The sequence below is a fragment of the Paenibacillus sp. CF384 genome (assembly GCF_900106745.1).
GTDB lineage: Bacteria > Bacillota > Bacilli > Paenibacillales > Paenibacillaceae > Paenibacillus_Z.
Genome location: NZ_FNNV01000007.1, coordinates 87,138 through 104,029, shown reverse-complemented (window position 1 = coordinate 104,029; position 16,892 = coordinate 87,138). Strand labels below are relative to the sequence as shown.

Below are 16,892 nucleotides of genomic sequence, written 5' to 3'. Positions count from 1 at the left end.
TTGGAGGTGATGACGTGTACAGTGTTCTGGTTGTAGATGACGAAACGATGGATTTGATCGGACTGCAGCAGCATATCGACTGGGACAAGCTTGGCATGAACGTCGTCGCCGCAATTAATAACAGCTTCAGTGCGCTTGAGTACATGCAGAACAATAAAGTAGATATCCTCGTCACGGATATCAACATGCCCATCATGTCGGGGCTCGAAATGGTTAGACAGATTATGGAGCAGAGACCGCAGCTTCGCGTCGTCTTCGTGAGCGGGTATTCCGAATTCCATTATGCGAAGCAGGCGATCTCGCTTAGCGCGGCCGGGTATGTGCTGAAGCCGGTCAATGATGATGAATTGTTCGAGGTGCTGCAAGGGGTCAAAGCCGAACTCGACAGCGAGACGACTCGTTCCGAGTGGCACAAGAGCGAGGCGGTCAATCAACTGCTGAGCGGATATGATGCACGCACGGAGCTGACGCCGTCAGCCGGCTTGTCCATCGGAATCATGGAGATGGACGATATGCATTGGAAGCTGAGAGCGGCAGGCGTGGAGAAGCAGACCACCGCCTTTGACAAACAGCTGCAGCAGCTTGCCGAGCTGTTAGTGGAGATGAATCTGCCCTATTTCTGCAAAACCGATGAGAAACGCATGGTCGTTATCTTGGAAGGCACGCAGCCGCAAGAGCAGTTGAAGCTTGTCATGCATGCAGTCAGCTCGAAGCTGAACTGGTCGGTGACAGCGGGCCTCGGCACGCTTGTACGCGAGCTTCATCATATTCCGGAATCGTATCAATGCGCGAAGGACGCCATCGCGAACAAAATGTTTTACGGCAAGGGCAAGGTCATTCCGTTCTCCGACATTAAGCCTCAAACCGGCTTAAAGGCGAAGCAGCTCAGCGAAGTGCTGGATTCGCTCTTTACCGCTTTGATTCAATATCAGCTGGTGCGCGTTGACGAGTGCGTCGAGGACTTATGCGCCTTGGTGAAGACCTTCGACGATAAGCATGCGGTATACGTGTACTTGCTTCATGTGATTTCCCAGCTTGATTTCAGGCTGCGCACCGTCAATGAGGACTTGTACCAGATTCTCGGCCTCGGCTTCGATAAGCTCGATATCGTCTTTCAATTCGAGACGGTGGAGGATATTCAGTGGTGGCTCAGAAGTCGGCTGTTCCAGCTCTCCGAGACGCTCTATCAGCGGAAACAGAAGAAGAATCGGAAGCTGATTGAGGAAGTAGAGAAGTACATTATGGATCATGTCGAGGAAGAACTGACGCTCAAGGATGTCGCGAACTACTTCTCTTTCTCGCCCAATTACTTGGGCTACATGTTCAAGGAGGAAGCGGGCCTGAACTTCAGCGATTATGTCATTGCGAAGCGGATGGAGCGGGCAAGCGTGCTGCTTCAAGTACCTAGCACGAAGGTATACGAGGTGGCGAACCGCTTGGGGTACAAGAAGCTGAGCAGCTTTAACCGCCAGTTCAAGGATCAATTCGGCTTGACGCCAAGCGATTATCGAAAACAAGGATGAGTGACTCACATGGGGCCAGGCACGAAGCATTCGAAATACCTCTCTGTCGGGAAGAAGCTGTTTCTCTCTTATTTGATTCTGCTCCTCCTGCCTGTTCTGGCCATCGGCTACTATGCGTATACGTCTTCCGTTCGATCGGGCGAGGAGCAGACGAGCGCAGCCGTCAGCGGCACGCTCAGTCAAATTCATGATAATATCGCCTATCGGATGGAAGATATCAAGCATATCTCAGATGAGCTGTACCTCGACCAAACGATGCAAAATAATTTGAGCAAATACGAGGAAGGCTACTATAGCTATGAAAATATGTCACGCTATTTGCAGCCGAAGCTGACGAATATGCTCAGCTCTATGGTCAACAATGTGTGGCTTGATATTTATACCGATAATCCGACCGTACCCGAGGTATTCTTCGCTAGAGGCAGCGAGATGGATCCGCTGTCTACGGGGCGCGATTTTGAAATTATGCATATGGATCGTTTGAGAGTGCAGGAATGGTATAAACAGCTCGACTTCCCGCAAGAGATTTATGGGCAAACTTTCGTCTGGCGGCAGGTGGATAACGACGCTCGTTTCGGCAACATCTCGCTTATGCGCCGATTGATTAATTTCGATGAGGGCAGCAAGCAGTTCGGGTTTATGCGGATTGTCACGAAGATCAGCGACCTGCTTCAGGCGGTCGATTACCGTAAAATTACGGACAACAGCGTGCTGGTCGTGTCGGACTGGGACGGGAAGACGCTGTTTACCTCCGCGCCATCCTCGCTTGAGGCGAATTGGGACAGCGAAGCCGCGGGGAACGACTATTTGGTCATGACGAGGCCGGTCGCGGGACTGAATTGGAAGCTGTCTGCCTATATTCCCCGGAGCTATCTGAAGGAGAATGCGGTCTCCGTCCGGAATGTGTATATTATGATGTGCATTATGGTGGTGACGGTTCTTATCCTCATCAGTGCACTGTTCTCGCGCTATTTTATCCGCAAAATGACGAAAATTATCGCGGCCATCGACTCGTTCCGCGAAGGGGATTTCTCCAAACGCATTCATTTCAAGAGCCGCGACGAATTCGCCCAAATCGGCGATGCGTTTAACAATATGGGGCGGAATATGGAAGAGATGATTCAGAACCTGTATGTGGCGAATCTTCAGAAGAAGGAAGCGGAGCTGGAGTTTCTCCAGGCTCAGATCAATCCTCATTTCTTATATAACACGCTGTCCTCGATTAGCAGGTTGGCTAAATTCGGGCAGAACGATAAGCTGCAGAAGACGGTGTTCGGACTTGCCAAGTTTTATCGGTTATCGCTGAACGATGGACGTATTCTCACCTCGATTACGAATGAGGTGGAGCACTGCAAGGTGTACACCGAGCTGCAGCAGGCCAAATACGAGAATCGACTGCGCGTCTATTACGAGATTGATCCGGAAGTATTGTCGTTTGCGACGGTTAAGCTTGTCCTTCAGCCTTTTATCGAGAATACGCTGAAGCATGCCTGGTATGGCGATCAGATTAACATTCGGATTACGGCGCACAAGGAAGAGCAGCATATCGTGTTTCGGATCATTGACGATGGGGTCGGCATCAGGCAAGACCTGTTGGAGCAAATCATGAATCCGCGCGGCGTGCAGATAGGGTATGGCATTCGCAATGTCGATTCGCGCATTAAGCTGCAATTCGGCGAAGCGTATGGGGTTTCGCTCTACAGTCGTCCGGGGATCGGAACCTCGGTCACGATTCGAATCCCTTTCTATCAGGATCCGGCGAATTTGCTAGGCGCGTAAGTTTATTACATGAACAGAAGGAGAGCCGTCATGAAGCCGATCAAAGGAGACCTCCAAACGATGAAGGAGATGAATCGCGCCGCGATTCTTCGACTGTTTCATCGGAAAGGAACGTTAACCCGCGTAGAGATCGCGAAGCTAGCCCATTTGACACCGACAACCGTATCTTCGCAGGTCGATGAATTGATTCGCGAAGGATTCATTGACGAGCTGGGGAAGACCGATACGACGACCGTGGGGCGCAAAGCGGTGCAGCTCGAAATTACGCGAAGTAAAGGATACGTCATCGTGATCGGCCTTGGCGGTCAGTCCTTTACGTGTGCGCTCGTGAATTTCCACGGCGAGATTGTCCATGTCGACGTGGTGCCGAGCATGCACGGAAATGATGCTGTGAGGCGCTATCTGAGCGAGGCCATCCCTCGGCTGATGAAGCAGTCCGGCATTGCCGAGCTTGCGCGGATCAAGGGCATCAGCATCGTGTCGCCCGGCATCATCGACGAGCAAAGCGGGACAATCAAGCTCTCGCGCGGCCTGCAGCTCAGCGAGTTCTCGGTGCAGGCCCATCTGGCTGACGTCTATGATTGTGTCATCGAAGTGGTCAATGATATGAACGCCTCGGTCTTCGCGGAGTATTATTACGGCCTGAACGCCGCGTATCGCAATGTCATCTACGTGTCCGTGGAGGAAGGGATAGGCGCCGGCATTATCATTAATGAGCAGATCTATGCCGGCTCTAACGGTGCCGCGGGCGAAATCGGCCATACCATCGTCGATGCGGGCGGCATGCTGTGCAAATGCGGCAATCGGGGCTGCATCGAAACGGTGCTGACTATGCCGTATATGCTGCAGCGCGCGCAGTTGGCGGCGAGGGAGGCAGCGGTTGCTGCTGGTGCGAGTGCGAGTGGGAGTGCAGGGGTAGAAGCAGGTGCCGGTGTCGACGTTGTTTTACCGCAGCATTTCGACGAGGTGCTGGCGTTGTATGAGCAAGGCGCTGAATGGCTGCAGCCGATGATGCATCAGGCGGCGCAGGTCATGAGTCAGCTGATGGCAACGATTTATAATTTCATGAGTCCGGAAAAATTAATTATCGGCGGCTGGCCGAGCCGCTCGGATACCTTCATGCAGGAAGTGAAGCGGCGCCTCGATGCCTTCCCGTTCCCGACGGAGACGGGGAGCTCGCGCTTTGTATTCAAGAGCGTCGAGCAGCATCAAATTCTCGCCGGTGCGGCGACATGGCTGCTGCAGGATGTATTCGGCGGCGTCCATTTCTCGCAGCGGTACAGCTAGTAATATAGGCAGGGGTTGCACGTTGACTGTGCTCTCTTGCCTCGCTCTTCACCTCCGACATACGCCCACGCTCCCGATCCTCTCCCCAACCCCCGACATGCGAATTTGCGCTTCACCCCTCGTCTTTCAAACTCTAACGAACCATACAGGCCTTATTTCGGCGAAATGAACAGGTTTGAAAATCTAACGAATCCTACAGGTCTTATTTCGTATCGATAAGCCTGTTTTCGCACCATTTTCCCAAAATAAGACCCCCACAATTCGTTAGAATTGAAATGGGGCTATTTTCGGTCAAATAAGACCTCTACGATTCGTTAGCGCGTAACAGCTGCGGTTTTTTATTTTTCTAGCAGGGATCTATGCTATAATCCCTATATCATTTTCTTAACAGAGGAGTTACGTCACCATGAGAACACTTGTGATTGTCGCACATCCTAACATGCAAGAATCCCGCGTCAACCGGATGTGGAAAGAACGTTTGCAGCAAGAGCCCGGTATTACTGTACATGACTTATACCAAACGTATCCGAATGAAATGATCGATGTCGAGAAAGAACAGCAGCTCCTGCTGCAGCATGACCGTATCGTATTCCAATTTCCGTTTCACTGGTACAGCACGCCGTCGCTGCTTAAGAAATGGCAGGATCAAGTATACACCTACGGCTTTGGCTACGGGACAGGCAATCAACTCAAAGGCAAGGAGTACGTGCTGGCCATTTCCGTTGGCCGTGCTGAAGACTCCTATCGTCCGGATGGCGAGAGCCTCTACACGATGGAGCAGCTGCTGCTTCCGCTTCAAGCTACGGTCCTGCTCACCGAGATGAAGTATGTTCCGCCGTTTATGGTGTTCCATGCTCCTCGTTTGACCGACGAAGAGCTCACGCAAAGCGCGGACAAGCTTGCGGCCTATTTGACAGCACCTGCTGACTCTTATGCTGCTCGCTAGATTGATTTAGTCATAGCTGCTGCCATTATATATTGATTACACAAAAAGGCTAACCAGTTCATGAACTGGTTAGCCTTTTTTCTATGGTTAGGATCGTCTTCCTCGTGCCCATAGGTAATCTGCTGCATGCGAGATTCATTTTCCAGTATTTGCTCGATTGCCGAGATTTTCAAGAGTATGAAATAATGGTCGAAACTTTGTACGGAGCCGGCTTCTTCACTCTCTAGCGAGGAAACCGATAAATTTGTACTCTAGGTTCCGAATATATGAAATTCTAAGCGCTTTCATGTTCGTGATAAGGTAAAACCATCAATAAATAGACTTCAGTGGGGTGAAGGCGTGAACAGTAGAATAAAGAAAACATTGCTTGCCTGTTTTGCGGTTTTAATCGTATCGGGATCGGCATTTCCGGGTAGCGGAGCGGGTATTGCCCATGCGAGCATACCTACAACCGAAGTAAAGCCTGGTTCTTTCTCGGATTCTCCGCAGCCGGGACAAATCCGGATCTACGCGGGAGCGGATGCGGGCAATGCCGATACGTCGGGCAGTCGGATGGTCGGCTCCGTCGTTAAGGAGCTATACTTGGATCAAAATAGCGGTTCGGAAGCCAAGATAGAAAGCCAAGGCAACGGAGTCGCGGATTTTGCTCGTTACGGCTGGCATAAGAAGGTCACCAAGCGGGTTGCAAATGGAAGCGCTTATTTCTCTTATAAGATCCCCGTAAATCCGTCGCAGACAGCTCCCCTCTACTTGGCGATGGAAGGGATCGGCGAAATCAAGCTAACGGCCGAAGGCGAGACGCTGCTCAATACAGGGAACAGCGGGCTCGGTGTTCAGACGCCATGGGAATTCACGCTGTCCGATCCGGCCCTCTGGGCGGACGGGTACGTGGAATTGAAATTCGAGGATGCTGATCCGACAGACGGAGAAGGCGTCAATCTTCACTGGCTCGAGCTTGGACCATCCTCCGTATGGCGAGACCGCATCAGCCATATCGTATGGGACACCTCCAAAGTCCTGTGGCAAGCGGGTTACTACGAGGGAACAAGCAGCGAATTCAAAGGGAGTTCGACGAATCTCTCCCTGCCGGCTTCCGGGACGGCTATTTCCGCGCTGAGTCAATCGGGCACGGTCGTTCTGAACTGGAATCAACCGGCTCCGGCTCCCGGAAAGAAATATTACTTATTGGCCGGCCTCATTGGCGGCACGGGTAATCATACCTTCGACTTCGGCGCCAATGGTTCGATCGAAGCAACGAGAGAAGCGAGCAAAGAACGAATTTCGGATCTGGACGTTACCTCGTATATCGCTAATGGAGCGAATTCCGTAAGAATCGCTACGGCACCTGGCTCCACCATTGATTTCGTGAGCCTCGTGGAAGTGACGGACGGGGCAACCTCCGATGACTCCTTGAAGGTCGTATTTAAGGGTAACGAGATGGCGGAGGATTGGACACGCCTCATCAACAACACCATGTACTTCCACATGGACATGATGACGGAGAAAAGCACCGGCTTCATCGATTCCTCGCTGCCTAACGGAATCTTCCCTCTCTTGTACTGGGTAGCCGACTCGGCTCCCGCGATGCTGGAGATGGCGAGATGGGGATATGTCGACGAAGCAAAGCAAGCCTCATTATTCCGCAGCGCCTCGAATCATTACACCGGGGACAATGGAGCTGCCGGCCTCGTATTCTCGACCATTGCTTATTTGATTAAAGGCGATAACTATGTCGGCGATTACGTGAACAAGGCTTGGCCGGTAATGAAGGATGGGCTGGATTATTACAAGGATCAAATCAGCAACAACAGCTACCATTTGATCAAAGGTACCGGTCTCGAAACGACCAACAAAGGTTACGGGATCTACAATAACTCCATTGCTTACTTTGCGTTGTTGGCCGGCGCCGAGGTTGCTGGCAAGACAGGTCATACCAGCGAAGCGGCGGACTGGTTAGCTTCCGCTGACCTGCTCGCGCAAGGAATCAGCACTAATCTGGTTGCGCATACGGATCTTACGTGGCTCGGCCATACGATAAAGAAAGATACTTGGCGCTATTCGCTCGATGGCACTAAAACCGACGGCAGCGATGCTCCTTGGATCAATGCCGGCTGGTTCGGAGTCGGCAGTCAAGAGGAATTGTACTATGGCTACAAATCGCCAACGGATACGCGCAACAGCGCGGTCGAAGATTGGCGTCAAATTACAAACAACACCTTAGATTACCACTCGGAGAATTTCTGGGCGGACTGGAAGCTATACGGTCATAATCGCGGCTTCGGCACCGATTACGGGGTTTTGTCCGAACGTGGAGGCTGGCCGCTCCTATCGATGCTAATGGGCGATCGAATGGATATGGCGAAGAAGAATTTGCAGCACGTAATATGGAACAGCACGGATTTGAACTTTGCTAACGACAACGAAGGGGTTCAGGAGACTTCTCCTTGGCTGCTCGTACGCGAGGTGAATAAGTCGGACCACGGGATTGCCGAGCAGAACGAAATCGGCAACGGCGGCGCCAACGAAGACATGAACTTGGTTGAGTATATCGTTGCATTGAAGAACGTCCGCGTAATGGCGGGCTTGGATGACGCGCTGGAAGATACCTCCAACTTGAACATCGTGCCTCGCATTCCAAGCAGTTGGGATGGCGTTAAAGTCAATGACTGGCTGGCGCATTACCGCGACGGCTCCGGGAATATCGGCCAGACCGACGTTTCCTACGACTACTCCATTCAACCGGAGCAGGCTACTCTTCAAGTATCTGCCGCGAATGCGATTGCAGGCTCTCAGTTCCGCTTCGGTCCATTCGCCAAGGATGCTTCTATTACCTCGGTCACCAATAATGGAGCTGCACTTGATTCAAGCAAGTACAGTGAAGAAATTTCCGGGGATTCCAAGTGGGTGTGGGTGAAGGGCAGTATTGGTACGACCAGTTCCACTTACGCGGTTCAAGTGGACATTCCGCATCTGAGCTTCGAGAATAACTTTGATTCCACTAGTCTGTCCGAATGGAATTCGCTGAACAGCGAGTCATGGACGGCTGGCAGCGGCAAGCTGGAAGCCCAAAGCGTGAATGGCGACCTCTTGCTCAACGATGCGACGCAAGAAGATCTGATCTATAGCGCGGATCTCAAGCTGAATGAGGCGGGAGCAGCGGGGCTGAGCTTCCGTACGGATGAGACCGGCGAGGAAGGCTACGACTTCGTGCTCGATTCCAAAGCCGGAGCAGAAGGCGAACTGAAATTGGCCACGCGTCAAGGCCATGTGCTTTACTCCCAGCCGATGAACGTGAACGTAAACAGAACTTATACCTTAAAGGTCATTGCAGCCGGCCCGATTCTCATGGGCTATCTGGACGGCACGAAAGTATTTCATATTGTCGATTCAACCTATGAAGAAGGACATGCCGGCTTGTATGCACAAGGACGAGTGAGCTTCGATAATGTGTTGGCTAACGACAGCGCAAGCTCAGTGACGATTCCCTCTTTGGTTAGCGTTTCTATTTCCAGCTACAAGACGAACACCATGCTCATGACGCAGGAGAAGGAAATACCGGTCATTGCGACGTTCGACAACGGCGAAACGCTCGATGTCACGCATGTACCGGCGCTGCGCCAATATGTCATCAGTGATTCGACTGTACTTACGGAGGACCATGAACTATTGAAGGCAACGAAAGTCGGCACGGCGAACGTGTCCGCTTCGGTAACGATTAACGGCGTGACCAAGCAATCCAACTCGCTTGCCATGAAAGTCGAAAATCTAAGTTATGCAGAAATCTATTACAAAGACGATAAAGAAAGCATGAACCTCATGGTGAACGAGACTGTTCAAGTATGGCCATGGGCGAAGCTGAAGGACGGAATATGGTGGTTCCTCGGCTATATGCCGGCAAGCACGCAAATTCATTACATCAGTTCCAATCCTGACGTAGCCACCGTAACCCATGATCCGTCGAATGCGGATCCGGAAAGCCGCAGCATGCTGCAGGCTAACGGGGCAGGCACAGCAACCATTACAATGGAAGTCACAGTTAATGGTGTCACTGTAACTTCTCCGAATTCCATCAGCATTACCGTTATTGATCCAAGCCAATTCACAGGCTTCGCGGATAACTTCGACGATGGAGATCTACTCGGTTGGACGAAGAGCGGTCCCGGTGTATGGAGCGTTCAGGACGGCCAGGCGAAGGTGAGCAATCCGCAGCCGACAGGCTGGGATTCTTGGAATATTATGAATGCTCAAGGCAAGGACTTTGTGTACTCCGGAGACGTTACATTCAAGAACGGCCAAGCGGCCGGTCTCAGCTTCCGAACAAACGATACGGGATCGACAGGCTACGATCTCATCCTGGACAAGAACGAAGGCATGAAGCTTGCGGGCCGGCCATATCGCGCCTTCAAGACGGTACAAACTCCTTTGGCGGACAATCAGACTTACCATGTCAAGATCGTGGCTAAGAATGACAACATTAAAGTCTATTTGAACGGCGCATTGAAAATGGATTATAACGAAACGGCATACAACTATACGTTTGGTAAATTCGGCATGTTCTCGTTCCAGAGCGAAGCTTCGTTCGATAACCTGAAAGCCGAAACGACGTTTAAGCTGGATCAAGCGACGGTAGCGCTAGCCAATTCTTCGCTGCTTGTCGGCCAGGCAACGCAGCTGCAAACAACGGGCAAGCTGAACACCGAAGAAGAGGCTGACTTGACTACGGCGACTTATGCCTACGCAAGCAGCAACGAATCGGTCGCCACCGTAGATGCCAACGGTCAAGTAACGGCAATAGGCGAAGGCACCGCAACGATCTATGCGGATGTTACGCTTAACGGTACGACCGTGCGCTCCAATAGCGCGGATCTTGTCGTCACAATTGACGATTCGGTAGCGCTGTTAGATAGCGTTTCGGCCTCGACTTCGACACCGCAGATGAATATCGCCGAAATGTCGACGATTCATGTAAGCGGAACGATGTCGAACGGGACGGCAGCAGATCTCACAAACGCAACAATTACTTATGCCAGTGATAATTCTGCTGTAGCGACGGTAGCTGACGGTGGAACGGTAACCGCGAAGGGCTTTGGAACAGCTAACCTTACGGCGACCGTGAAGCTAAACGGGGTCACGAAAGTCTCCAATACCGTAGCAATCACGGTAGCTGGAACGGAGACGTTTACAGAGAATTTCAATGACGGGGACATGTCCGGCTGGGCGCCGAATGGCGGCGTATGGAGCAATACAGGCGATCGAATGAAGGTCGATTATCTAACGCCTAACAGCTGGTTCGACGCATGGAACATTTTCGACAAGCAAGGCCAGGATTTCGTCTATAGCGCGGATGTGAAGCTGATCAACGGAAACTCCACGGGCATTAGCTTCAGAACCAACGCCAATGGAACGCAAGGTTATGATGTCATCCTTAGCGTGTATGACGGACTTAAGCTGGCGAAGAGACCTTATGCGGAGCTAATCCGGTACACGTCCTTCACCAAAGCTTTGAATCAAACCTATCACCTGAAGGTGGTCGTTAAAGGTGCGAACATCAAAGTGTATCTCGACGGTGTACTTGCGATTGATAAGAACGATTCGACCTATGCTGCCGGTAAATTCGGATTGTTCGCTTTCCAAGGAACTGCCGAGTACGACAACGTTCAAGTCAACGCATGGGATGTCGAGGCGCCGACTTGGCCAGATGCAAGCTTGACCGCTTCGAACGCGACGAGCACGGGTATGACGTTGAATTGGACTAGTGCTGTCGATACGACAGGCATAACGCAATACCGCATCTATCAGAATGGCGTTCCAATAATGACTGTTCCAGGGAACGTTCATAGTTACTTGGTGGGAGGCTTAACGCCTGAAACAGAATACAGCTTCAAAGTCGAAGCCGGCGACGCGGTGGATAACTGGAGTGAGAATGGTCCGTCGGTGACAGCAGGCACTATAAGTGACATCGAGCCGGGCGATCCGGATGTCGAGGCGCCGACATGGACACCGGAATCTTCCTTGAGCGCTGCTAATGTCACGAAGACCGGTCTGCAATTGGCTTGGAGCACCGCAAGCGATAATACCGGAGTCGCGCAATATCAAATTTATCAAGACGGAGCGTCGATCGCGACAGTGGCCGGTTCCATAAACGAATATACGGTGGATGGTTTATCGAGCGGCACGGAATATCACTTCAAGGTGGAAGCGGCCGATGCTGCAGGCAACTGGAGTGCGGACGGCCCATCGACAGCGGCAACGACGCTGAATGAAGATGAAGAACCAAGTAATCCCGATACTCTCGCACCGGTATGGGACGAAGAAGCAACTTTCGAAGCGACAGGCATTTCTCAGACCGGCCTTCAATTGGCCTGGAGCCCTGCGAACGACGAGGTTGGAGTAACGCAATATCGGGTCTATCAGAATGATGTCCTGCTGGCTGCGGTTGAGGATTCCGTCCATAGTTATACGGTGACCGGTTTAACCAGCAGCACGCTGTACAACTTCAAGGTCAAGGCAGCAGATGCCGCGGGGAACTGGAACGACGGATTGTCGGTCGCTGTCAGAACGCTGGATACTCCTTATATCCCGGTCCTAAATCCCGCTCAACCGCCGGCCTTGCCTAACACGGTAGCTGTTATTCCAACGGAGCAATGGCAATCTCCTCCGAAGGACGGCATTCACGTTAATTTGCCGCAAGGGAAAGAGCAAGTTCTGCTTCCTGAAGGCGCTGCAAGCAAACTAGGCAACAGTTCGCTTATCATTGCAGGAGGAACAAGCACGATTACACTTAACGCGGCAACGCTGCAAGCGGCTGCGAAGCTAATGGCGGCCACAGCCGGTCCAAACGCACAGCTCGTCGTAGGAATCAGAACGGTAACCGGCGATCAGGCACAAGCCATGTCGCAAGTACCGACGGAACCTGGCGTTCGGATGCAGCTAGCTGGCGGCGGAATTGCGAGCCTGCAGTTCTCGGCAATCGATAGTCAAGGCAAACTGATTGACCTGGATGGAGCTCAATTGCCAGGACAACTGACACTGCACTACAAAGGAAGCTCGAATAATGAGCTGCTTCTCGGTGCATATCGACTAAACGAAACGTCGGGCGTTTGGGAGTACCTGCCTGGCACAATGGATAGGCATAACGATCAAGCCGTTGTAACGGGCAGCAACTTGAACAACATTGCACTGATGGTGTACGACAGATCGTTCGATGATGTCGCAACCACGAACTGGGCGTATGAAGCGCTGAAAGTAATGTCGGCTCAGCAACTTGTGAATGGAACGTCCGAGACGCAATTCTCGCCAAACGCAAAGACAACTCGCGCGGAATTCGCGGCCATGCTCGTTCGTTTGCTCGGCATTGAAGCAACCGCCAAATCCGCATTCACGGATGTGGATCAAGACGCATGGTACGCACAAAGCGTAGCGGCGGCTAGCGAAGCCGGCCTCGTTCTCGGAGACGGCAGCCATTTCAATCCAGACGCAACGATCACCCGCGAAGAGATCGCCGTCATGATTGTTCGTGCATTCCACTACAAGAACATGGATCAAGATACCGCTCAACCGGGAACAAGCGCGGCTGGCGATTTCAAAGATCAGGCGAAGCTGTCCGATTGGTCATCCGAGTTCGTGAAGCAGGCCGCGAGCCTGGGGTTAATGCAAGGCAACGGAGACGGAACTTTCGCTCCGAAATCCAATGCGGTTCGCGCGGAAACGATGCAAGCCGTGTACAATCTCTTCAAACTGCTAGACCAATAGACTTAATCGAATTTACTGTCAACGCACCCACTCCCTTCAGACGCGATCTGGAGGGAGTCGTGCGCATTTCGGAGGGGATCTACGTTGATGTATTCATTGCGGGGGCGTCTTACCGTCACCTTCATCGTGCTGTTAATTATTCCTTTCGTGACCATGGTCAGCATTTTGACCGGGATGTCGAACTCGGAGATCGGTCATTCCATCGAGGAATCCACCTCGCAGACGATGGATCAGTACGCGGCCTTCGTCAATACGCTGACTAATCAAGTCGAAGACGTCGCGAATCAGGTCCTCAGCAACGAGGTGACCCAGCAATGGATCAGCGGACAGATGAATCCGAATCTTCGCGAGGACCGCAAAGTTCTCCTCGATGCGGAGCTGCGGAAGTTTCTATCCTCGATCTCTCTCAATCATACGTATATCTCCTCGATTACAGTGTTTGACGAGAAAGGAATGGCCGTAGGCATTAACGACCAAGCGTTCCATGACGACTCGTACCTGAAGAGCGAGTGGTACTCGGCTTTTAAATCCGAGGAACGGCGCTGGACACCGGCCCACCTAGATAAATATCAACCGAACTATCTGCAGAAGGAAAGCACCAATAGTCTGCTCTTCAATTTAGTTCACTTAAGCACCTTTCAGAACATCGGGATACTGAAGGTTAACGTGCTGTCCAGGGAAATTCAGAAACCTATCGAGAAAATAAAATTCGGCGAAACGGGCCGGGTCTATTTGCTGGACAACGAAGGTCTACCGGTGCTTGACCAGCAAGTTCCCGAGGACATGTCAGGCTATAAGCTTGTGTGGCCAAACATCCTGAAGGACAAGCATTCCGGCGGCAAAATAACAGTGAATGCCGAAGGAAAGCAGCACCTCGTACTCTTTCGGAAGCTGAAGGGTTCGGATTGGACGGTCATTGGCGAAGTTCCGGAATCGGAGCTCTTCGAGAAGATGACCAGGGTACAGCAGACGATGCTTGGAGCTGCCGGCGTACTGCTCGTGCTTACGATCGGTGCGGTGTTCGGCTTGTCAGGCAGCATCGCAAGGCCGCTCTCCAATCTCGTGAAATCGATGAAGCTGGCAGAGCGCGGGGAACTTTCCGAGGCCGAACGGCATGCATCGGATAACGCCCCTCGGGGGAGAACCGAGGTCGGCTATGCGACCCAAGTGTTCCAAACCATGGTCAGGCGTTTGCGATTCCTGATTGAAACCGAATTTCAAGCGAATATGCGACGCAAGGATGCGGAATATAAAGCGCTGCTCATGCAAATCAATCCGCATTTTCTTTACAATACGCTGGAGGCTATCGGAAGCTTGTCCGCGCAAGGCCGATCCGAGGAAGTCGTGGACGTGACGGAATCACTCGGACAGATGCTGCGCTTCTCCCTCAAGACGGATACGGATCTCGTCAAGCTCCAAGAGGAAATGAGATATATCCGGCATTATATCTCTATTCTGCGCATTCGATTCGGCAGCCGTCTGGATATCGAGCTCAACGTGGATCCTGCGCTGGAGCATCTCTCCATCGTCAAGTTTATTTTTCAGCCATTGGTCGAGAATGCCGTCAAATTTAGCTTGGAAAATTCCCACACGGCCATTGTCCGGGTTGCCGTTGGCCAGGAAGAGAACCGAATGGTCATCCGAATTGAGGATAACGGAGTAGGGATGTCCCGAGAACTCATCGATGAACTGTACGAACAGATTGATAACGGTCAAATCTCGGATGTGCTAGGGGCGTCCGGACGCAGAATCGGCCTTCGGAACGTTCTGGCTCGCTGTCAGCTCTATTACGGACCTGGACTTAGCATGAACATACAGTCTTCACCTGAACAAGGGACGCTGATTGCCATCGGCCTTCCAAGAAACGAGGTTTAAGCGATGTATAACGTATTGATCGTCGACGACGAACAAGAAATCCGCACGGGATTAAAGCTGAAGATAGATTGGGCAAGCATGGGCTTCTTTGTCGCCGGCGAAGCGAAAGATGGCCAAGAAGCGCTGGATAAGCTGGAGGAGACCGCGTACGATCTTATGATTACGGATATTAAAATGCCCGTCATGAGCGGCCTTGAGCTTCTGAAGCGCTGTTCAGTGAAGCATCCGTTCTTGAAGGTCATCGTACTGTCGGGCTTCGACGACTTTCATTTCGTCAAAGCGGCCCTTCAGTGCGGAGCTAGGGACTACATGCTTAAACCCGTCGTTCGGAGCGAGATGAAGGAGATTATCTTAAAGGTGCGCGATGAAATTGGCGAAGACCGCAAGAAGCAAACCGAGCATAGCGATACGCAGTGGAGATTAAGCCAGTCGCTGCCCGCCGTTCGGGAACAGCTTATGCTCGCTTTGATTAGCGACGAAGGAGAAGAGCATCTGCTTCCGCTTCGGAGCGATATTACGACGCTGCAACTTACGCCGCTTATGAACGATGATGCGCTCATCCGTTTCCTCTCCGTCGAGATCCGCTCTACTGCCAACCGATTCGAGGCCGGAGAAGGGCAGAGCGGTTTGTTCCGTCTAGCTTTCCAGATGCTCAGCAGGGAGATTGTGGAGAACAACGGTCTCGAGCAAGCGGTGTTTGCCTTTCCTCATCCGAGCTATCCGAACATCATGCATTACCTGATTTCCGCGGATACGGCCGAGCAAGGCGAACAAAGGATGCTTCAATTGACGGAACTGGTGCACGAAACGTTAAAGCTTCACCTGAAGGTGGAAACGGTCATCGCCGTGGGAGAGCTGCACGCAGGACTCTCTTCCGTGAGGCAAGCTTTTCTATCGGCGTTGACGGCTTGGAGCAGAAGCCAGGCAGGCGCAATCACGCAGACGATTTATGCCGATAAGGCAGCGTATCCGGCGGAGAAGCTGCTGCCCGAGGTGGAGAAAAGACTGCTTATTCTGCTGGAGGATGCGGAGCTGGACCGGTTCGTCCATATGATAGAGAATATGCTTCAGTCGCGGAAGGTATCGCTGCAGGACATTTACTCCTTCATGCTGCGCGTCGTGCTGCTCTTGGATCAAGCGGTCACCAAGAACGGACTGGCTATCGGGCAGACGCAGGATTGGATATTCCCGATTACCCAATGGAGCTTTACGACCCATCAGTCAGCTATCGCTTATTTGAGGGAGCTTGCCATGATCGTAACGGAAGGCATTAAGCGTTCGAGAGCAAGCGGCGGCTCAGCCGTAGTCGAAGCGGTGCGCCAATATATGGACGCGCATTACATGAACGAGATCAGCTTGTCCATGCTTGCGGATCGGTTCCACATCAATACAACCTACCTCTCCGAGCTGTTTAAGAAGCAGTTCGGATCAACCTTTAGCGAGTATCTCGTGCAAGCCCGCATACGCAAAGTCTCGGAGCTGTTGGCCGATCCGAACCTTCGACTCGCGGATATCGCGGAGTTGGTCGGATTCGCTAACGCCAGCTACTTAAGCAGCGTGTTCAAGAAGATGTACGGAGTGAGCCCGAACGAGTATCGGCTGCATCGAGGCGAAGACCAAATCCGATAATTTTGCATGCTACAAACCCATACGATTGGATTCAAGGCAACTTGCCGCGGTGGTAACATGAACTTGTAAATACATCAGCCAACGATTGAAAGGTAGGGTCA

General features: G+C 52.0%; 7 protein-coding genes. All 7 read left to right on the top strand.

All coding sequences use genetic code 11. From position 1 onward, the window contains the following. Nucleotides 1–14: 14 nt before the first annotated feature. Nucleotides 15–1,523 carry a response regulator gene (locus BLW29_RS13590; protein WP_090980337.1) on the top strand — a complete coding sequence of 503 codons (1,509 nt, stop codon included), beginning with the start codon at nt 15–17 and terminating at the stop codon, nt 1,521–1,523. Nucleotides 1,524–1,532: 9 nt separating this feature from the next. Continuing rightward, nucleotides 1,533–3,302, top strand: coding sequence for a sensor histidine kinase (locus BLW29_RS13585; RefSeq protein ID WP_090980335.1), 1,770 nt, complete (start codon nt 1,533–1,535; stop codon nt 3,300–3,302). A 30-nt stretch (nt 3,303–3,332) separates the two neighbouring features. Next, nucleotides 3,333–4,589: an ROK family transcriptional regulator gene (locus BLW29_RS13580; protein ID WP_177186621.1), complete on the top strand. Its 1,257-nt coding sequence runs from the start codon at nt 3,333–3,335 to the stop codon at nt 4,587–4,589. 406 nt (nt 4,590–4,995) lie between these two features. Beyond that, nucleotides 4,996–5,535: an NAD(P)H-dependent oxidoreductase gene (locus BLW29_RS13575; RefSeq protein WP_090980332.1), complete on the top strand. Its 540-nt coding sequence runs from the start codon at nt 4,996–4,998 to the stop codon at nt 5,533–5,535. A gap of 339 nt (nt 5,536–5,874) precedes the next feature. Next, the gene (locus BLW29_RS13570; RefSeq protein ID WP_143044400.1) at nt 5,875–13,287 is read left to right on the top strand and encodes a 3-keto-alpha-glucoside-1,2-lyase-like domain-containing protein; all 7,413 of its coding nucleotides are present in this window, start codon (nt 5,875–5,877) and stop codon (nt 13,285–13,287) included. An 87-nt stretch (nt 13,288–13,374) separates the two neighbouring features. After that, complete coding sequence (locus BLW29_RS13565) at nt 13,375–15,162, top strand: cache domain-containing sensor histidine kinase (protein ID WP_090980328.1); 1,788 nt, start codon at nt 13,375–13,377, stop codon at nt 15,160–15,162. A 3-nt stretch (nt 15,163–15,165) separates the two neighbouring features. Beyond that, nucleotides 15,166–16,791 carry a response regulator transcription factor gene (locus BLW29_RS13560; protein ID WP_090980326.1) on the top strand — a complete coding sequence of 542 codons (1,626 nt, stop codon included), beginning with the start codon at nt 15,166–15,168 and terminating at the stop codon, nt 16,789–16,791. The last annotated feature ends 101 nt before the right edge of the window (nt 16,792–16,892 follow it).